At 69.3% G+C, this 19645-nt stretch carries 19 protein-coding genes; 9 read left to right on the top strand and 10 right to left on the bottom strand.

The window, feature by feature from the left end; all coding sequences use genetic code 11:
• Positions 1-91: 91 nt before the first annotated feature.
• A complete protein-coding gene (locus A5688_RS03740) occupies positions 92-2713 on the bottom strand; it encodes an ATP-binding cassette domain-containing protein (protein WP_067914973.1) in 2622 nt (873 codons plus the stop codon).
• 362 nt (positions 2714-3075) lie between these two features.
• Between A5688_RS03740 and A5688_RS03735 the strand changes: the two genes are divergently transcribed.
• The gene (locus tag A5688_RS03735) at positions 3076-3891 is read left to right on the top strand and encodes a L,D-transpeptidase (RefSeq protein ID WP_067833492.1); all 816 of its coding nucleotides are present in this window, start codon (positions 3076-3078) and stop codon (positions 3889-3891) included.
• A gap of 190 nt (positions 3892-4081) precedes the next feature.
• On the opposite strand, the gene A5688_RS03730 is transcribed toward A5688_RS03735, so the two are convergent.
• Positions 4082-4621: a hypothetical protein gene (locus A5688_RS03730; RefSeq protein WP_068268054.1), complete on the bottom strand. Its 540-nt coding sequence runs from the start codon at positions 4619-4621 to the stop codon at positions 4082-4084.
• 455 nt (positions 4622-5076) lie between these two features.
• Here A5688_RS03730 and A5688_RS03725 point away from each other — a divergent pair, with 455 nt between their 5' ends.
• From A5688_RS03725 to A5688_RS03710, 4 genes are all read left to right on the top strand, one after another.
• A complete protein-coding gene (locus tag A5688_RS03725; protein WP_067837521.1) occupies positions 5077-5415 on the top strand; it encodes a DUF732 domain-containing protein in 339 nt (112 codons plus the stop codon).
• 188 nt (positions 5416-5603) lie between these two features.
• On the top strand, positions 5604-5948 hold the full coding sequence (locus tag A5688_RS03720; RefSeq protein ID WP_067837517.1) for a DUF732 domain-containing protein: 345 nt from the start codon (positions 5604-5606) through the stop codon (positions 5946-5948).
• 49 nt (positions 5949-5997) lie between these two features.
• Positions 5998-7401: a mannitol dehydrogenase family protein gene (locus A5688_RS03715; protein WP_067914969.1), complete on the top strand. Its 1404-nt coding sequence runs from the start codon at positions 5998-6000 to the stop codon at positions 7399-7401.
• A complete protein-coding gene (locus A5688_RS03710; protein ID WP_067914967.1) occupies positions 7398-8789 on the top strand; it encodes an FGGY family carbohydrate kinase in 1392 nt (463 codons plus the stop codon). Before A5688_RS03715 ends, A5688_RS03710 begins: the two co-directional genes overlap by 4 nt.
• Here the strand turns inward: A5688_RS03710 and A5688_RS03705 are convergent.
• On the bottom strand, positions 8786-10276 hold the full coding sequence (locus tag A5688_RS03705; RefSeq protein WP_067914965.1) for a bifunctional phosphatase PAP2/diacylglycerol kinase family protein: 1491 nt from the start codon (positions 10274-10276) through the stop codon (positions 8786-8788). The two genes, A5688_RS03710 and A5688_RS03705, sit on opposite strands and share 4 nt — an antisense overlap.
• Before the next feature lie 28 nt (positions 10277-10304).
• Between A5688_RS03705 and A5688_RS03700 the strand changes: the two genes are divergently transcribed.
• Positions 10305-11078, top strand: a complete 774-nt coding sequence (locus tag A5688_RS03700) for a hypothetical protein (RefSeq protein ID WP_067914963.1) — start codon at positions 10305-10307, stop codon at positions 11076-11078.
• Here the strand turns inward: A5688_RS03700 and A5688_RS03695 are convergent.
• From A5688_RS03695 to A5688_RS03685, 3 genes are all read right to left on the bottom strand, one after another.
• A complete protein-coding gene (locus A5688_RS03695; protein WP_067914961.1) occupies positions 11066-11737 on the bottom strand; it encodes a GAP family protein in 672 nt (223 codons plus the stop codon). The genes A5688_RS03700 and A5688_RS03695 overlap by 13 nt on opposite strands.
• Before the next feature lie 66 nt (positions 11738-11803).
• Positions 11804-12457: a GAP family protein gene (locus tag A5688_RS03690; protein WP_207546589.1), complete on the bottom strand. Its 654-nt coding sequence runs from the start codon at positions 12455-12457 to the stop codon at positions 11804-11806.
• A gap of 74 nt (positions 12458-12531) precedes the next feature.
• Positions 12532-12837: a hypothetical protein gene (locus A5688_RS03685; RefSeq protein ID WP_007768747.1), complete on the bottom strand. Its 306-nt coding sequence runs from the start codon at positions 12835-12837 to the stop codon at positions 12532-12534.
• 105 nt (positions 12838-12942) lie between these two features.
• Between A5688_RS03685 and A5688_RS03680 the strand changes: the two genes are divergently transcribed.
• On the top strand, positions 12943-13170 hold the full coding sequence (locus A5688_RS03680; RefSeq protein ID WP_067837493.1) for a hypothetical protein: 228 nt from the start codon (positions 12943-12945) through the stop codon (positions 13168-13170).
• Between the two features lie 131 nt (positions 13171-13301).
• The gene (locus A5688_RS03675; RefSeq protein ID WP_242660422.1) at positions 13302-14744 is read left to right on the top strand and encodes a glycosyltransferase family 39 protein; all 1443 of its coding nucleotides are present in this window, start codon (positions 13302-13304) and stop codon (positions 14742-14744) included.
• Between the two features lie 6 nt (positions 14745-14750).
• Here A5688_RS03675 and A5688_RS03670 read toward each other — a convergent pair whose 3' ends face one another.
• Positions 14751-15572, bottom strand: coding sequence for a glycoside hydrolase family 16 protein (locus A5688_RS03670; protein ID WP_067837486.1), 822 nt, complete (start codon positions 15570-15572; stop codon positions 14751-14753).
• A gap of 318 nt (positions 15573-15890) precedes the next feature.
• A complete protein-coding gene (locus A5688_RS03665; RefSeq protein WP_067914955.1) occupies positions 15891-16925 on the bottom strand; it encodes an NADP-dependent oxidoreductase in 1035 nt (344 codons plus the stop codon).
• 58 nt (positions 16926-16983) lie between these two features.
• Between A5688_RS03665 and A5688_RS03660 the strand changes: the two genes are divergently transcribed.
• Positions 16984-17673 (top strand): DUF3060 domain-containing protein, encoded by a 690-nt coding sequence (locus A5688_RS03660; protein WP_067914953.1) that lies wholly within the window; start codon positions 16984-16986, stop codon positions 17671-17673.
• A gap of 14 nt (positions 17674-17687) precedes the next feature.
• Here the strand turns inward: A5688_RS03660 and A5688_RS03655 are convergent, their stop codons facing one another.
• Entirely contained in the window at positions 17688-18026 is a 339-nt protein-coding gene (locus A5688_RS03655; RefSeq protein WP_431602707.1) for a hypothetical protein, read from the bottom strand.
• 114 nt (positions 18027-18140) lie between these two features.
• Entirely contained in the window at positions 18141-19556 is a 1416-nt protein-coding gene (locus tag A5688_RS03650) for a DUF7159 family protein (protein WP_067914951.1), read from the bottom strand.
• Between the last annotated feature and the right edge of the window lie 89 nt (positions 19557-19645).

Genomic DNA, 19645 nt, shown 5'->3' with positions numbered 1-19645 from the left:
TAGACAGCTCGCACTTCACTCGGAGGTCTTCGTCATGTCACCACGCCACGCCGTCACCAACGTCCGTGGTCAGTACACCTAGCCGCCGCGATCAATGCCGCTTCAGCCGGCTGCGCCACCCCACGAATCCCGCGTACACGATCGTCAACAACGCCAGCATGCCCACGTCGAACAGCCAGGTTTGCGCCGTGTGTTTGAAGTGGCTGTCCTTCGGGGCGAGCGGCCCGGGCTCGATCGCCCACAGGTCGACCGTCGAGGCCTGCGCCGCATATCCCCAACGCGAGGGCACCGCCCACGACATCTGGTCGAGACCGATCCGGTTGGTGACCGGCACCATCCCCCCGCAGAGCACCAACTGCAGCATCAGAGACACCACCAGCAGCGGCATGATCTGCTCGTTGGACCGGGCCAGGGACGACAGCACCAGGCCGACCATCGCCGCGGCGACGCACATCGCGGCGGTGGCCACGTACAGCTCGAGCGTGGCGCTGCCGAGGAGCAGGGCCGGCCGCGTCGGCGCTCCCTTGCCCAGGATCGTGATGGTTGTCGCGATCGCCGACTGAATGACGGCGAACACGAAGAAAACCGCCATCTTCGCGAGCAGATACGCCTTGGTGGACAGGCCGACCGCCTGCTCTCGGCGGAAGATGGGGCGCTCGCCGATGAGGTCGCGGATGGTCAGCGCGGTGCCCATGAAGACGGCGGCCATGGTCAGCAGCATCAGCACCGAGCCGGGCTCATCGGAGCCGTCACCGTTGGGATCGGCGACCCGAAATCCCGTCGAGCCCGGGACGGTGAGCGCCAGCGCGCCCATCACGAACGGCAGCAGCGCCAGGAAGATGAAGTAGGCGCGGTCGGAGACGATCAACCGAACCTGGCGGCGCGCGATCGTGGCGAACTGGCGACGGGTGCTGGACCGTGCCGGGCTGCCCAGATCCGCCGGCTTCTCCGCCTCGGCCGCGGCCGGCGGCGGTTTGAGCTGGGCCAGGAAACGTCGGTTGGCTTCGTCGGGATCCGCACCTACCATGCCAAAGATCTTGGCCCAGTTGGTGGTTCCCATGGTTGCTTCGATTTCGTCGGGCGGGCCGCAATACGCCGTCTTGCCGCCGGGCGCCATCAGCAGCACCTGGTCGCAGAGATCGAGGTAGCTCAGCGAGTGCGTCACCACCAGCACCACGCGACCGGCGTCGGCCAATTGCCGCAGCATGGTCATGACCTGCAGGTCGAGCGCCGGATCCAGGCCCGACGTCGGTTCGTCGAGGATCAGTAGCGACGGTCCGGTGAGCAGCTCGAGTGCCACCGAGGCGCGCTTGCGCTGCCCACCGGAGAGCTTGTCCACCCGGGTGTCGGCGTGCTTGGTCAATCCGAGTTCCTCGATCACCTGCGCGACGACCTGCGCGCGGTCCTGTTTGCTGGTGTCGGGCGGCAGCCGCAACTCGGCGGCGTAGGTCAGGGCCTGGGTCACCGTCAGCTGGCGGTGCACGACGTCGTCCTGCGGCACCATCCCGATCCGGCTGCGCAACGAGGCGAAGCTGGCGTGGATGTCGTGACCCTCGAAGGTGATTGAGCCGCCGCTCGGACAGGTGGCCCCGGCGATCAGCCGGGACAGCGTGCTTTTGCCGGCCCCGGACCCGCCGATGAGGGCGGTCAGCGTGCCGGGCCTGGCGGTCAGCGAGACCTTGTGGATCAGCCGTTTGCTGTCGACTTCGAAGTCGACCTCGCGCACCTCCAGCCCGCCGGTGCGGGTCGCCGCTTCGGCGCGGCGAAGCAGGATCTCACCGTTGAACACCAGGTCGACGTTGCCGATCGTGACGACGTCGCCCTGGGTCAGCGGTGCCGACAGGATTCGGGTGCCGTTGACGAAGGTCCCGTTGATGCTGTGCGCGTCGTGGATCTCCATGCCGTTCGGGCCCGGAACCAGGTAGGCGTGGTGGCGTGACGCCAAGACGTCCGAGATGACGATGTCGCTGTCTTCGGCGCGGCCGATCACGGCGGCGCCCGTGGGTGGCGCCGTGAGCTTCGATCGGGAGCGTTGCACCGCGCGCCGCAGGTTGGTGCTGTCGAATTGCGCGGCTTCGAGTGCTTCCGCTCCGATTTCGGTCAGCGGTTGGCCTTGCGCCGCCGGCTGGGCGGGCCGTTCGGCCGGCGGTGCGGGTTGGGGTCCGCTGGTGGGCGGCCGGTTCGAGTAGCCGACGGCGCGGTGCGGGCCGCCGAACTGCTGCGACGGCGGTGGCGGCGGCCCCGCGGGCGGGTAGCGGGGCGGCGCCGGTTGCGGGCGGGCGATGCGGGGCGGCGAACCGTAGGCCTGGTGCGGGGGCTCCGGTCGCGACGGCCGCGGGGTGCCGGGACGCGCGATGGCCTGCATACCCTCCACTGTCGGCGGTAGCTGGCCCACCGCCCTGTCATGGTTCCCCATCGAGAAGCTCAACCGGGGCCCGTCAGGACCTCCGACGTTGATGATCTGACCGTCGCGGATGTCGACCACCGGCACCCGGCCACCGTTGACGAACATCCCCGTCGGCGACCCGTTGTCGATCGCCACCCATTTGCCCCGATCGAAGCGCAACAGCAGGTGCGCGCGGGCGATCAGGGGATGGGCGACGCGCATGTCGGCGCGCAGGTCACTGCCGACGACGACATCGTTGCCGGCGGCAAAACTGCGCCGTGACCAGTTAGATTGAACCGTCAGCACGGGCGGTGCGGGCCTGCTCATTCCCATAAGTATTCGACCCGACGTCACGAAGCGCCACCAGTTTCGCCATATTGGTCTGCGCCCCGCGATGGCATTTGCTGGGCGAGCTCACCGCCGCCCCGGACCGGGCGGTCGTGGGCGAAGCGTCACGGGCGGATCACAACGCGCTCGCAATTCGGCGCAGCCGCCCCGTCGGGCTGGCGTTCTCGGCGCCGGTCCTACGCGCCTGGTCATGGCGCCGCAATCACGCCCCCGGACTAAACCGTCCTTGGCCAAACCGTGATCGTCGCGTGGCCAAATATCAACGCGCCCTTACGCTTCCGCAGGTCAGCACCCATTTATCATCCCTATTGCAACTATGTCAGTTAAAAGGAAATGGAGCCATGCGGACGGGTGTTCGGTGTGTTCTTGCGGTGATTGGAGTCGCTGCGAATGTGGTCGTGGCGCCGGCCGGCGTAAGCCTGGCGGCGGCGAACGAGTCGCATGGTTTCGCGATCGCGTCGGTGCTGCCGGCGCGCGACGAGGTGGTGGGTGTGGCGCACCCCGTGATGGTGAAATTCAGGGCGCCCATCACCAACCCGGCCAACCGCGCGGCCGCCGAGCGGGCCGTTGACGTCAGATCGACGCCCGCGATGACGGGCAAGTTCCAGTGGCTCGACGACAAGGTCGTCCAGTGGATTCCGGATCGATACTGGCCGGCGCACAGCACAATTGCGCTGACCGTGGGCGGGGTGTCCACCGAGATCAAAACGGGCCCCGCCGTCCTCGGCGTGGCCAGCATCTCCGAACACACCTTCACCGTGAGCATCGACGGCGTCGAGGCGGGACCGCCGACCTCACTGCCGGCGCCGCACCACCGGCCGCACTTCGGGGAGCAGGGCGTGATGCCCGCCTCGATGGGCCGGCCGGAATACCCGACGCCCGTCGGCTCCTACACCGTGTTGTCCAAAGAGGAAGCGGTGACCATGGATTCGAGCAGCGTCGGCATCCCCGTCGACGACCCGAACGGTTACCTGCTCACGGTCAACTACGCCGTTCGCATCACCAGCCGCGGCCTGTTCGTGCATTCCGCTCCGTGGGCCGTCAACTCGCTGGGACTTGAAAACGTCAGCCACGGCTGCATCAGCCTGAGCCCCGACGACGCCGAGTGGTACTACGACCACGTCAACGTCGGCGACCCGGTGATCGTCCAGGAATAGTTCGCAGTTCACGAAGCTCCGCACCCAGGCGCAGGCCGGGTGCGGAGCTTCAATCGTCTTGACCGCGTGGGCCTTTCACCGCCGCGGGGCAACGGAGCACCGGCCGGTCACCGCCCAGCGATCGCCGACAACGAAACGGGCCCGCTGGCATCACGCCAGCGGGCCCGGCCCGTGCGGAAACTTCTTGGCCTCAGCTCGCGCCCGAGGGACCGGGACGAACCGGCTGACCGTCCACCGGCCCGCCGGTGGGGGCCGGACCGGTCGGCGCGTCCTTCACCCCGGACATGTCGATGATCGGCGCGGTGGCGTCCAGCGGCGCGCCGGCGGCCGCCGGCCCGCCAAGGGCGATCAGCGGCGCACCGGCCGGCACCACCGGCACGGGCGGCACCACCGGCACCGGTGGCGCAAGGGGCAGTGGCGGCACGATCGGCAGCGGAGCGCCTATCGGCAGCGGCCCGGGCACGGCCATTGGCACCCCGGACATGTCAGTCATCGGCGCCGCGCACATACCGCCGGCCGCAGGTGCACCCGCGGCGACGGTGCCGGCGGCTGCGGCCGGACCACCGGCGGCCGGTGCCACCTCGCCCGACTGCCCCTCAATGCACGCGTGGCCGCCCGTAATCAGCGGGGCGGCCGCCGCGTCGGGGCTCAACGCGATAGCAGCTCCGCACAACCCAGCGCCGGCAACCACTTTGATGTTGAACCGATCGACGATCGCCATCAGCGTCAACTCTCCTTTATTCACGCTCAAGCTATTTCGGCATTCTTTTGGTGCAGCAGGCCCGCCTAGCCGTACCGAGGCCGCTTTCACGACCGGGCCAATTGTCAGCAGCCGACGCGCGACACGCGCCACGCCGCACCGCGCCGTTTCCAAATGGTGACGTCACAACGGGGTCACGAATCGGCACGCCCCCGGCCGGCCCCGATCGACCTGCACGAATGCCCTTGCGCCCCAAGGCCACCTAGCGATTCGCGTCGTCGTCGGGCGGCGGATCGGGCGGGGCGGCCCGCGACGCGAACCGCCTGTCACGGCCGCCACGGTCGGCGATCCGACTTCTAGGCCCACGGACTTTATTTTTCCGCAGGTCATTCACAGGAAACTATTGGTGAACAGTTACCGCCCTGAAGGTTACGCAGAGGTTAACATCGTGATTAGAACGGTTGACGCACGGAGGAGAAGGGACTATGTCACGACCTCGTCTGACCACCGGATTCATCGGCTCGGCCCTGCTCGGAGGTCCACTTCTCGCCGGCCTCGTCTGGGCCGGCCCAGCGCAGGCCGACGCGGCCGGCTTCCTCAACGACATGCACCGGAACGGCATCCACGCCGTCACCGGTGGCGACGCGGCGCTGCTCCAGGCGGGCCTGAACGTATGCCAGCAGCTGTCATGGGGCGCCCCCGCATCCCAGCTGGAGGGCCTGGCGCTGCAACGTTCCGACGACAGGCAGGGCGCCGGTGGGCTCAGTCCCCAGCAGGCCGACGACATCGTCGCCTACGCCCAGCAAGACCTCTGCCCCAGCTAGCAGCGCCCGACCTCTCGCACATCGCCCATCCATAAGCACGGTCCGGATCGGCCGCGCACCGGTCCGCCGCGTCCGCCCACCGGTCTTTGCCGACTATTCACCCTCCCGATTCGTTTGCGCAGCGGGTTTTCGCACTTTTGTGTAAAAGTGCATCATCCGCATCGGGCGCACACAAAGGAGAAGGTTGAATGGCGGCACGCAGGCTTTATGGCCGGTTCATGGGCGCGGCGCTGGCGAGCGGCCCACTTCTGCTCGCCGGGATTCTCTGCGCCGGCCCGGCGCGGGCCGACCAGGCCGCCTTCCTCAACGACCTGCACAACGCCGGGATCCACGCCATCAACGGCGGCGACCCGGAACTGTTGCAGATGGGCGCCGACCTATGTCAGCAGCTTTCCTGGGGCGCCTCTCCCCAACAGCTGGAAGGGCTGGCGCTGCAACGCTCGGACGCCGACCAGGGCACCGGCGGGATCAACGGTCGCCAGGCCGCGGACGTGGTGATCTTCGCCCTGCGCGATCTGTGCCCCAACGCCTGACGGCGGGTCAGCCCCCGCGCTGAGCGGTCCGCGCTAAGGTGACACTCGAGTGAAGCTGAACGCACGGAACCTGGCCCGCCTGAAGATTCCCGTCCCGACCTATGACCGCAGCCAAATCGGCATCGGCATAGCGCATTTCGGCGTCGGCGGCTTCCACCGCTCCCACCAGGCCATGTACATCGACCGCTTGCTCAACGCCGGGCTCGCCCGGGACTTCGGTATCTGCGGCATCGGTGTGCTGCCGGGCGACCAGCGCATGCGCGACGCGCTGCGCGGCCAGGACCACCTGTACACGCTGATCCTCGAACACCCCGACGGCACCCGGCAACCGCGAGTCATCGGCTCCATCGTCGACTACCGTTATGCGCCTGACGATCCCGACTCCGTGATCGATCTGCTCGCCGACCCGGCCACCCGGATCATCTCGCTCACCATCACCGAGGGCGGGTACCAGCCGCCGCTGAGCGCGGTGTTCGGGTTGGTGGCGCAGGCGTGCAACCGGCGACGCGAGCGCGGCCTGCCCTCCCCCACGATCGTCTCCTGCGACAACATCGCCGGGAACGGAGACGTGGCGCGACGCGTCTTCACGTCGTACGCCGAGGAGATCAATCCCGAACTCGCGCAATGGATGCGTGCGGAGACCACTTTCCCCAACTCGATGGTCGACCGGATCACCCCGGTGACCACGCCCGACGTGCTCGAGCGGCTCGACTCCGAATACGATGTGGCCGATGCCTGGCCCGTCACCGCGGAGCCCTTCGCCATGTGGGTCATCGAGGATCACTTTGCCGACGGCCGCCCACCGCTGGATCAGGCCGGCGTGCAACTCGTCGACGACGTGGCGCCCTACGAGGCGATGAAGTTGCGGTTGCTCAACGCAAGCCACCAGGGCCTGTGCTATTTCGCATACCTCGCCGGATACCGGCTGGTGCACGACGCCGCCCAGGACCCGCTGATCGCCGAATTCCTTGCCCGCTACCTGAATTCGGAGGCCACGCCGACCCTGCAGCGCGTCCCGGGGCTGGACGAGTTCCGGGCCGGGCTGCTGCCGCGCTTCGCCAACGCCTACATCCGCGACACCGTGGCCAGGCTGTGCGCCGAGTCCTCGGACCGCATCCCGAAGTGGTTGTTGCCCGTGGTGCGCGACAACCTGCGCTCCGGCGGTCCGGTGCGCCTGTCGGCGGCGATCGTCGCCAGCTGGGCGCGTTACGCCGAGGGCGTCGACGAGCAGGGCCGACCGATCGAGGTGGTGGACCACCTCGCCGACACCCTGGTTCCGATCGCCCGCTCCCAGCGCGACGACCCCGCCGCCTTCCTGGCCAACCGTTCGGTATTCGGCGATCTCGTCGATCACGAGCGCTTCCGGGACGCCTACCTGTGGGCGCTGGATTCGCTGCACCGGCACGGCGCGCGCGCCACGTTGCGAGCGCTGATCGGGGCCGACGGATCGTGACGCTGGTCGCCGGCATCGACTCCTCGACGCAGTCCTGCAAGGTGCTGGTGTGCGATGCCGTCACGGGCCGGGTGGTTCGCGAGGGGCACGCCAGTCACCCGCCAGGCACCGAAATCGCCCCGGCGGCATGGGAAATCGCGGTGCAGGGAGCCATCGAGGACGCGGGCGGGCTCGATGGCGTCGACGCGGTCGCCGTCGGCGCGCAGCAGCACGGCATGGTGTGCCTGGACGCAACCGGGCAGGTGGTTCGCCCCGCGCTGCTGTGGAACGACGTGCGATCCGCCGATGCCGCGCGCTCACTCGTCAGCGAGCTGGGCGGCGCGCGGGCGTGGGCCCGGGCCGTCGGTGTCGTGCCGCTGGCCGCGATCACGGTGGCGAAATTGCGGTGGCTGGCCGACCATGAGCCGGAGCACGCGGACCGCACCGCGGCGGTCTGTCTGCCGCACGATTGGTTGACGTGGCGGCTGCGCGGCGAGGCCGACGTCGCGGCGCTGACCACCGATCGCAGCGACGCCAGTGGCACCGGCTACTACGACGCCGCAACGGGCGCTTACCGTTTCGATCTGCTGGAACTGGCCCTGCGCGGCCGTCACCCCGAACTGCCGACGGTACTGGAACCGTCGGGCCGAACCATCAGTGGCACAAGAACTTTCGGCGCGGGCCTCGGCGACAATGCCGCCGCGGCGCTGGGCCTGGGCGCCGAAGAGGGTGACGTGGTCGTCTCCATCGGCACGTCGGGGGTGGTGGCCGCCGTCGCCGCGGATCCGGTCCGTGACGACGCGGGATTCGTCGCCGGATTCGCCGACGGCGCCGGGCGCTACCTCCCGCTGGTGTGCACCCTCAACGGCGCGCGGGTGCTGGATGCGGCCGCCGCGATGCTGGGGGTCGACCATGACGAGCTGTCCCGGCTCGCGCTGTCGGCGCCGCCGGGCAGCGCGGGTCTGGTGCTGGTCCCCTACCTGGAGGGCGAACGGACTCCGAACCGGCCCAACGCAACTGGCGCGCTACACGGCCTGCGCCTGTCCAATGCGACGCCGGCCAATATGGCCCGGGCCGCGGTGGAGGGACTGCTGTGCTCGCTCGCCGACGGCGTCGCGCACCTGGCCGCGCACGGCGTCGTCGCGCGCCGCATCCTGCTGGTCGGCGGCGGCGCCCAATCCCGGGCGCTGCGCGAGATAGCTCCCACGGTGTTCGGCAAACCGGTGCTGGCACCCACCCCGGCGCAGTACGTGGCGTTGGGTGCGGCGCGGCAGGCGGCGTGGGCGCTGAGCGGATCGCCCCCACCCCCCGCGTGGCATCCACCACCCACGGACGAATACACCGCCGACCCCGCACCCGAGGTGCTGGCGCACTACGCGCGGGTGCGCGACCTGACCGAGGGGATCTAGTCGCAGGGGCGGAACACCGGAAGCACCCGGTACTTGGCGCTGAAGCTGGCCTTGTCGTATTCGTCGCCGACCTCGCCGTCGCAGGCGATGACCGTCGGGCCGTCGACGGCGGCGAAGCTGAACTCCGGCACCTGAAGCTCGTGATAGAGCGGGCTGCGCTCCAACCGTCCCAGCGCGAGCGCGGTCAGGATCCTGGTCCGCGCCCACCGTCGTCCCGCGTCGAGCATGCGGACGTCGATCAGGCCGTCGTCCATCCGGGTCCGTCGCGATGGCGCGAACCCGGTGGGCAGGTACAGCGAATTGCCTAGGAAGAACAGCGATGTCAGCAGCGTCTTGTTGTCGTATGAGATCCGGACGGGCTCGTCGCGGCGCAGCGTGTGCAGCATGGCGTAGATGCCGGCCAGCGGCTTGCCGATGCGTTTCTCCAGTTTTTCGCGCTGCTGCACGAAGGTCGGGTAGGCGCCGATGCTGGCGGTGTTGAGGACCATCTGACTTTCGTTGAGGCACACCAGGTCGACGCATGCCACGCTGCCGCGGCGGATCGCGTCGACCGTCTTGGCCACGGTGTCACAGCCGATGTCCTTGGCGAAGTGGTTGAACGTTCCGGCGGGAAAGACCGCCAGGGGAAGCCCGGCGTCGATGGCCACCCCGGCGGCGGCCGCGACGGTGCCGTCACCGCCGCCGACGGCAAGCACCTCGGCGCACTCGGCGGCTTCGCGCAAGGCCTCCACCGGGTCGTCGTCGGGACCCAATTCGCGGATGTCCACTTTCGGCAGCGCGTCGCGCACCTCGTCGACGACGCGTGCCCCGGTGCCGCTGCCCGACTCCGGATTGATGACCAGCACCACCCCGGCGCCGTCGGGCCGTTCGGGTGTTTCGATGCGGAGCGGTTCGGTCTTGGGAAGGGCGGTTTCGGTGATCGGCGGGACGAGGCGGCCGCCCAGCACCGCCAGACCCGCCCCGATGCCGAACCCGGCGATGACATCGCCGGGGTAGTGCGCGCCGGTGGCCACGCGCGACAGACCCACCAGGCCGGCCAGCAGCGCCAGCCCGAAACCCACCATCGGGTTCTCCAGACCCACCCCGACGGCAAACGCGGCGGCGCTCGCGGAGTGCCCGGACGGGAAGGAGTTCGAGGTGGGGCGGCGGCGGACCTGCCGGACCAGCGGCACCAACTCATACCCTGGACGCTGTCGCCGGCGGACGCGTTTGGCGACCTGGTTGGTGACCAGGCTGGTGGCAGCGAGCGTCACCACACCGCGCGTCGCGCCGCGCTGGGCGCTCTTGTTCCGCGAGGCCACCAGGGCCGCGGCGATGGCGAACCACAGCTTGGAATTGTCGGCCGCCCGGGTCAGCGGCGGCATGATCGTGTCCAGCAGCGGGGTGTCGGTCTCGGCGATCGCGTCGAAGATCTCTCGATCGAGCGTGCCCAGTCCCCGGGTGATCTGTTTGATGCCACGCGCGCGTTGCCAGGGGCCCCTGTTCATTCGCTACACCCTAAATTGGTCAAAAGACATGGACGCACAGGGCTATTGCATGAGGTGGCGCGACAACGCCGAACGGCGCGGCGTGCCGGCCCGCGTGGCCACCGAGATCGCCCGCCGGCACGGCGTCACCGACGCACACTTCGGGGTCCTCGAGGACATGGCCGAGTTCACCGACCCGCACGGCAAATCGTTCTTCCTCGTCCCGTCCTACGCCGACGGCGCCCGGGCGCGCGACGCGGTGCTGATGACCTACATCCTCAACGCCGACACCGGCTACGGTAAGCCGGCCGAGCGGCCCACCGACTTTCCGGCCACCCCGTACGGTGCCGCCGAGGTGGCGCGAATCATGGCCCGGCAGAACGCAAACCGCTGGAGCTACACCCGCGACGTGGCCTTCGTGCACCGCAACGGGGGCCGTCTGGTCACCACCCCCAACGGCATGCTGATGGGGCTGGGCGGCAACCGGATCCAACGGCTGTTCAGCCAGCGCGGCGGCACCACCTGGGGTGACATCTTCATGGTCAACACGGGCAGGGTCAGCGACCCCGGCGAGCAGCTTGGCCGGATCGTCTCGTCCGGGCGGGCCTGGTACCTGGACGCCGCCGGCACGCCCCGGGCGAGCCGCCTCGACCTGGACCGGGTGTTGCACCACGAAGAGCGGCACGCCGCGCAATGGGCGGACCGCGGTTACCTGGGCATGCTCGCCGGCTACGGCCGGGAGCTGTTGCGCGAGTTGATCTTTGGCGCCATCAACAGGCTCGAGGAGGACGCCGGCCTGGCCGACGGCGGCTACAGGGCGTGAATCCCGTGGTAGAGCACCATCGCGCCGATCAGCACCAGGACCGCCGCGAGCAGGGCGGCGTTGTTGCGATCCATCCAGTCCTTGAGCCGTGCCAGCGTGTCGTCGAGACGGCTGCCGGCCGCCGCGTAGGCCAGGATCGGGATCGCGACGCTCGACGCCGCGATGAGGACGAAGAACGCGGCGGCCACCCAGTCACCGGCGAGGCCGAGCCCGGCGGTGCCGATGCCCAATCCGGCCGGGATGCAGATGAGCACCACGTCCGGCCGCACCACGGCCAGCACCGCCCCCATGACCCCGGCCCGGGCCGGGGTGATGCTGGCGAACGAGCGCATCCAGGCGGGGGACTCGGCCTGGCCGTGCCGGTCCAGCCACTTGTAGATGCCGTACAGGATCAGCGCCGACCCCAGCACCACGCGCAGCCACGACGACCATCGCGGCGGCGACTTGTCCAGGCCGCCGAGCAGGTGGGAGGCGGCGACGGAGAGCGCCGTCAGCGCGGCCAGGGTCAGCGCCCAGCCGCTCAGGAACGCCAGGCCGCTCGGCCGCGGCCGCGGCGCCTGCAGCACCAACACCGCCGGGATGACCGTGAGCGGCGAGAGCGAGATGACCAGTCCGAGCGGAACGAGACCGGTCAGCACCGTCCCCCAGCTTCCTGCCATGGGCGGCATCCTTTCATTGCCGTGCCGACGCGACGCCGAAACGCGCCGTATTCGGCCGATCCGGAGTCAGGCCAGCGTGTGAATCCCGTTGTAGAGCACGATCAACCCGATCAGAAACAGGATGACGGCCAGCATCGCGTCGTGGTTCGCTTCCATCCAGGCTTTGAGCCGTTCCAGGGCATCGTCGAGACGATCACCGGCGCCGACGTAGGCCAGTATCGGGATCGCGACCGTCGACGCGGCGACGACGACGAAGATCGCGGCGGCGACCAACTGCGCGCCGGCGCTCAGGCTGCTGTTGCCGACGGCCAGGCCGGCGGCCGCGCACAGGATCAGCACCTCGGGCCGCAGCGGCACCAGCACCGCCCCCACCACTGCGGCGCGTCGCGGCGACAGGGTGGAGAACGAACGCATCCAGCGCGGCATGCTGCGCTGCCGATGCCGGGTGAACCAGTGGTACGCCGCCAGCGCGATGAGTGCCACGCCGAAGGCCAGCCGCACCCACGCCGCCCATTTCGGCGGGGCCGCGTGGACCCCGCTGAGCAACTGCGAGCCGCTGACGAACGCGGCGGTCAGCGTGACCAGGCCCAGCAGCCAGCCGCCGAGGAAGGCGAGACTGGCCGGGCGCGGCCGGGGCGCATGCAGCACCAGCACCGCGGGAATGACCGTGATCGGTGACAGGGCGATGACCGCCGCCAACGCGATGAGCTTGCTCAGCACCGAGGCCCAACTTGCGTCCACGGGCAGCAATCATCGCATCGCCGTGGCGCTCACGCAGCGGTTGAGCGCACCGGTCAGCCTTTGCGGCGCAGCGTCCAGGCGGGCACCCAGTGCGTCACCGTCCGGCGCTTGGATCCGTAGGCGACGGGATAGGTCACCAGCCCCCACCAGTCGCCCTGCTCGCAGAGGGCCCAGCAGCTCAGCCAGCCCTCGACGACCTTGTGCAGCTGCAGACCGTTGGGCTGGTAGCGCCCCGAACGGTGCGGCTCGCGCGGGAACAACACCGTCAGGTCGACCAGCACCGCGACCGCCGGACGGACCACCCGGAACGGGCTCCGGACCGGCTGGCCGTTGTATCCGATCGACGCCAGCGGACCCATCGATCGATCATACGTTCGAATGCAGCCGGACCGAGAGTCCCGATTTTCCGGCGTGCGCCCAGGTAGATCGATATAGTCGGCTCACTGCCTCAAGGGGGGATCGACATGAAGATGGCTTGGGCCGCTGGCCTATTGGCGTTGGCCGGGCTGCTCACCACCGGGGTGGGCGTGGCCAGTGCCGACGAAGTCGAGGTCGAGGGCAATTACTCGAGTCAGGCCGGGTGCGCCGCGGACGCCCCGAACGTCGAGATCACGCACAACGACCACCTGTACACCCATTGGGACTGCCGCTTTGGCTCCGACGGCTTCTGGCACGTCTGGTTGCTCAACTGACCCGAAGTTGATCGACCAGCGGCGGGGGCTCGGTCGGGTTCTGGCAACATAGCGGCGTGCGGAACCCGCTTCGCCGCCCGCCGGCCGCGCTGGACCCGCCGCTCCTCGCGATACTGGCCGCCGCGGTGAGCATGGCCGGCGCCGCCCGGCCCTCCTTCTGGTACGACGAGGCCGCGACCATCTCGGCCGCCTACAGCCGGTCACTGACCCAGATGTGGCACATGCTGGGCAACGTCGACGCCGTCCACGGTTTGTACTACCTGCTCATGCACGGCTGGTTCCGAATTTTCCCGCACACCGAGTTCTGGTCGCGCGCGCCCAGCGCCCTGGCGGTGGGGGGCGCCGCGGCGGGCGTCGTCGTGCTGGGCAAGCAGTTCTCCTCCCGAACCGTCGCGGTGGCCTCCGGCGTGTTCTGCGCGATCCTGCCGCGCACCACGTGGGCGGGCATCGAGGCCCGCCCCTACGCCATGTCGATGATGGCCGCCGTGTGGCTGACCGTGGTGCTGGTCTATGCCGCGCGGCGTAACACCGGCTGGCCGTGGCTGTCGTACGCCGTCGCGCTGGCCTGCTCGATCGTGCTCGACGCCTACCTGGCACTGCTGCTGGCGGCGTACGTTGTGTTCGTCGGTGTCTTTCACCGGAGCCGAACGGCGTTGGTGGGCTTCACCATTGCCTCGGTCGCGGCCGTCGGCGCGATGCTGCCGTTCCTGATGACGGTCGCCGGGCAGGCACACCAGATCAGCTGGGTCGCCCCGATCGGCCACCGCACCATCGAAGACGTGCTGATGCAGCAGTATTTCGAGCGGTGCCCGCCGTTCGCCGTGCTGTCGGCGCTGCTGATCGGTGCGGCAATAGTGTTGTGGCTCAGCGGTTCCGCGCGCCTGGCGACGCCGGAGCGGCAGCTGCTGGTGCTCGCGACGGGGTGGCTTGTCGCACCGACCGTCGCGATCGTGACGTATTCGGCGCTCGTTCACCCGATCTACACGCCGCGCTACCTGTGCTTCACCGCGCCGGCGCTCGCACTGATCCTGGGTGTCTGCGCTGGCGCGGTGGCCGCCAAACCCTGGGTGGCCACCGCGGTCGTCAGCCTGTTCGCCGTGGCCGCCGCGCCGAATTACGTTCGGGTGCAACGCAACCCGTACGCCAAATACGGCATGGACTACAGCCAGGTCGCCGACCTGATCACCGCGAAGGCGGCGCCGGGCGATTGCCTGCTGGTGAACGACACGGTGACGTTCATGCCGGCCCCCATGCGCCCGCTGCTGGCGGCGCGCCCGGACGCCTATCGCAAGCTGATCGATCTCACGCTGTGGCAGAAGGCGACCGACCGCAACAACGTGTTCGACACCAATCTCATCCCCGAGGTGGTGGCCAGGCCGCTGAGCCAGTGCGGCGTGGTCTGGATCATCACCCAGGCCGACCCGTCCCAGCCGGCGCACGAGCAGGGCCCGGCGCTGCCGCCCGGCCCGGTCTATTGGGCGAGCACCGCCTTCGCGGTCCCGCACGACCTGGGCTTCCGGCTGGTCGAGCGCTGGCAGTTCAACCTGGTTCAGGTGCTCAAAGCGACCAGGTAACGCGCTCTACCAGATGTGGATCCAGTCGACGAGCATGTCCGCTGGATAGGTCGCCGCGGCAGGATCCCCTGCGCCTACCCCACCGACGGCGAGGGTGAACATCGGCGTCATCCAGTAGCCGGGATTGTTGAACGGCCACCGGAAGTCGTCAGGAGCGCCGCCGTGGACGTGGATCGGCTTGTTGGGAACCTTGAAGTACTCGGCCCCGTCCCGCGCGAACTCGAAACCCTCCTCGCCCCAATGCATTCGCCAGGTGTGCCAGTTGCCGTCGACCATGCCGGGGATCGATTTGCCTTCCCACGTCTTGCCGTTGGACGCCGCGTGCACCGTGGTTCCCGGGGCCCACTGGCCGTTGCCGTACCACTCGAAGATGTCGACCTCGCCGTCGGGCAGCGGATCCTCGTTGACTCCCCAGAATGCGGACCACAGGCCCGGGTCCAAACAGTCCAGCTTGATCCGCGCCTCCCAGGTTTGGTTGATCATGCTGCGGAAGTTGCCGCGCAGTTTGGCGCCGTAGTAGGTGTCCCCTTCCCGCGTGGCGCGCAGCACGAGATTGGAGTTCCCGTCCTGGAACACGTTTCGGCGGTCGTCGCGGTATATCCCCGCGACCGGCGGGAACACGTCGTCCTGCCAGGTCTGGATCGTCCACTTGCCCGGATCGGGCGCCGAACCCGCCGGCCCGTCGAACTCGTCGGCGAAGATAAAGTTCCCGCCGCCGGCCGACGGCGGCGCTTCGGGCGCCGACGGGGTGGCCCAGGCACCCGGCAAGCGCATCGCAGCCCCGATCATGCCCAGGCCCGACATCAACATCATGCTGCGACGATCCATCTAAACCACCAATCGTTCCAAGCCGGCTCGTCAAGCTCGGCGAGATCTCCCCAGGCAACTCTCGCAAACGGTGTTATGAAACCACGCGGTGGGGTGGCCCGCATCCCGCCGTCGGGGTCCGCGCGTGCCGCACGCACCCGGTCCACGCGCGGTGTTCCCGCTCACCGCCCGCGCGCCGGTCCGCCGCCGCCATCGCCTGGCATAAACAGGCGACGATAGCAGCCGCGGCGCCCACTTTCTGCGATTTCGCCCCGCGACCATCAATCGCATTGATATGTCACTCGGCGGTGGTATCGAGCGGTTTGATTTCGGTGCGACCTAGGCCGGCGCGCCCTGGCGGCGACTGGGTTCACTGAGCCTGACCAGGGTTTTGCCGACGTTGACGCCGGTGAACAGGCCGTTGAGGGCATCGACGCACGACTCGATGCCCTCAAAGATGGTCTGCCGGTGGTGAAGTCGGCCCTCGGCCTCCCACTGGCGCAGCGCGGCGAACGCCTCGTCGAAACGGCCCCATTGATCGAGTGCGTTGAACCCCTGCATCAGCGCGGTCTTGGACAGCAGGTTCACGTAGTTGGCCGGCCCGGGGTGCTGCCCGGTCAGGTAGCTGGAGATGACACCGCACAGGACGACGCGCGCGCGGGAGGCCAGCCGGCCCAGCACGGCGTCCAGGATGGGCCCACCGACATTATCGAAGTAGACGTCGACGCGTTGCGGGCAATGCGTTTTCAGCGCCGCACCGATGTCGTCGTTCTTGTAGTCGATGCACGCGTCGAACCCGAAGTCCTCCACCACCGCCCGGCATTTCTCCGGGCCGCCGGCGATGCCCACCACCCGGGCGCCGGCGATCTTGGCGATCTGCCCGGCGACCGATCCGGTGGCGCCCGCGGCCGCCGACACCACCACCGTTTCCCCGGGCTGCGGGCGGCCGATGTCGATCATCCCGAAATAGGCGGTGGCACCGGTCGGCCCGTAGACCGACATGATCGCCAGCTGGTCGTCCTCGCCCGGGATCGGCGTGCTGAACAGGTCGTCGCGGATGAGCGCGTACTCCTGGAAGCCGGTCAGCGTGGTGACGACGTCGCCGACGGCGTAGGCGTCGCACCGCGACGCGACCACCTCGCCGATCCCGGCCGCCCGGATGACCTCGCCCAGCTGCACCGGCGGAAGGTAGCTGGGCTGGTCGTCGAGCCAGGTGCGGGCGGCGGCGTCGATGCCGACGTAGGTGGTTCGCAGCAGGGCCTCGCCCTCGGCGGGTTCGGGTGCCGGCGTGGTGACCATTTCCGTGTCATCCGGCTGGACAAGCCCGGAGGGGCGGCGGCGAAGGAGGACCTGGCGATTCGGCAAATCGGGCACGATCGTAAAAACTACCGAACGGGCCGGAAACGCAGAAGCGAATGGCATATTCATTCCCATGGCAGCAAACGAAGACCCGGAAGACCGGATCCGGGAACTCGAGCGCCCGCTCGCCGAGGCGGCACGGGCGTCAGAGCAGGGCAGTTCGCAGCCCGCCGGCCCAAATTATCCGCCCGGCGTTGCGGGCGCCCCGCCCCCGCCTCCGTGGACTTACGGCGGCCCCATTGCCGGGCCATTCCAGCAACAGCCCTCGAACAACCGCGTCTGGTGGATCGTCGGTACGGCGGTCGCCATCGCCGCGCTGGCCGTCGCGGGTGGCATCGCGGCCTTCGCCGCACACCAGATTTCCGGGGTGAAGTCGATCATCGCCTCACCGCCGACCATCTCCACAACCTTTGGGCCACCGAGCAATTCGACGAGTCCCGGTCCGTCGACCTCGCGGCGAAGGTCACCGTCGCCGTCGACCTCGCCCGCCGCACCGCCGGGCACCACGCTCAGCGTCGCCGGCATCAACGAGAACCGCAGCATCGCCTGCAACGACAACATCGTCAGCGTCAGCGGTGTTTCCAACACGGTGACCATCACCGGGCACTGCACCAGCCTGTCGGTCTCTGGTGTCCAGAATTCGATCTCCGTCGAGGCCGTCGACAGCATCGAGGCCTCCGGCTTCAACAACAAGGTCACCTACCACTCGGGCACGCCGAAGATCAGCAACTCCGGCGGCTCGAACGTGGTGCAGCAGGGCTGAGCCGAAATGTGTTGTTACGCGGGCTCTTCGGCATCGTCATCGAGGACGCTGACCGCAATGCCGTAGGGCAGGAAGCGCACCTTGCGGTTGGGATCGACGTTGTTCTTGTTCGCCCGCAGGGCGTCGAGCTCGGTCGCGTAGACCTGTTCGACGCGCGCGCCGCCGTCGGCGTCCACGGTGTAGATGGCCCACACGCCCTCGCCGGCTTCGCCGGCGGTTTCCGGGGCACCGCGGGGGCGCCGCGACAGGTCCTCGAAGACGGCGGACCAGCCCGTCCGGCCACCGGGGGCGCCGACAAACTTGCTGACCCGTTCGAACACGTCGCGAAGTCCTTCGCTGCCTTCCCTGATCATTCGATCGAACTCGTCGGGGTCGAATCCGAATCCACTGTGCTCGCCCACGCGACCTCCTTGGCGCTCGTGTCGTAACTGCCAGTGTGCGCTCAGTCGGGGGCGTTTGCCACGTGCTTACTGCCCGGGCGGCGGCGGTGGGGTGATCGGAATCGGCACCGTGACGAACGGGAAGTGCAGGTACATGGTCACCGGTGGCTGGCTGGGCGGCCGCGGCGCGGCCGGCGGAGGCGCGGGTGCCGCGGGAGGAGGCGGTGCCGCAGGCGGGGGCGCGGGTGCGGCGACCGGAGGCGGGGCCGCCTGCTCGACGGGCGGCGGCACGTACTGCGGCGCGGGCCGGGCCGGGGCGCGATGGACCGGTGCCGCCGGCGGCGGATTGACCGGGGTCTGCGGCGCAGCCTGCTGCACCGGCGACGGCGCGGGTGCCGGGGCCGCCACCTCCGACGGGCTGGGCGCGGGTGTGGGCGGCGGTGGCGCCGGGCTCGGGGCGGGCAGCTGAGCTTGCGGGGGGCTGCTTGGTGGGGCCGCAGGCAGCTGGACTTGCGGCGTGGCCACGCTGACGCCCGCATGGTGCCCGACGTCGGGCCCCGGGCGATCCGAGGTCAACGTCACCAGCACCACCCCGCCGATCACGGCGGCGATGCCGGCCAGGGCGCTGCCGGCCAGCACCATCGACCAGGGCCGGCGCGGGGGCCTGTCGTCCTCGTCCGGGACGGCGCTGTACGCCCGGGCGTCGGTGCCGACGTCGGCATGGCCCCAGACGTCCAGGTAGGTCGGGCTGAGGGCGGGCGGGTTCAGTTCTCCGGTGCCCGGGTCCAGCGCGTAGGCCAGGGCCGCCGTCGACGACGCGAACAGTGGGGCGTTCGCCGACGCCAGCGCCGCCCCGCGGGCCAGCGCCATGTCCGGATCCTCGGGGCCGATGACCGGAAGCGAGGTGGCCCCCTCGAGCGTGGACTTGAGCGCCACGATGTCGGTGCCGCAGCCGACCAGGAAGACACCGTCGGCGCGGGACCCGCGGGCGTCCAGGCCGGACACCATCGCCGCCAGCTCGGTGGCCAGCCCTCCGCCGCCACCGTCGCCGGTCTGGCGCCGGTGCAGGTCGACGATGGAGCCGTCGGCGATATCGACAACGGCCAGCGTCGCGTTCGCCGGCTCGACGAACAGCATCGCGAGGCGCTCGTAGCTCAGCGCGTAACCCACTGTCTGTGCCAGCGCGGCCGCGGCGAGCAACGGTGCGACCAACATCACGCCGCCCAGGTCGTGGGTGGCGATCGCGTCCCGGAGCGCGCCGACGCCGGCGGGGTCACTCCAGGTGACCCCGGTCGAGGCCAACCGGTGGCCGCCCTCCATGACGCCTTCACGGCTGCCGATGATCGCGTCGATCACTTGATCGACCGCACCAGCGGCCGAATTGTCAACGGCCCCAACCGCGAACTCTTCTTGTTCAACGGTCACGCCGTCCGCATTTTGGCCTTCGATCGCTACCAGGCGGACTGTCCTGGGAGCCATCGACACCCCAAGCACGATGTCCACGTAACGCCTCCAAGGTCTTTTCAACGCCCTTCGCATAGGGCATGACGGGATGGACCCCCGTCCGAACTTGGTGACATAAACGTTACCCG

The organism is Mycobacterium mantenii, assembly GCF_001667865.1.
In the GTDB taxonomy this organism is placed as follows: Bacteria; Actinomycetota; Actinomycetes; order Mycobacteriales; family Mycobacteriaceae; genus Mycobacterium; species Mycobacterium mantenii_A.
The sequence above is the reverse complement of the archived record's forward strand: the minus strand, read 5'-3'. Positions and strand labels throughout refer to the sequence as shown.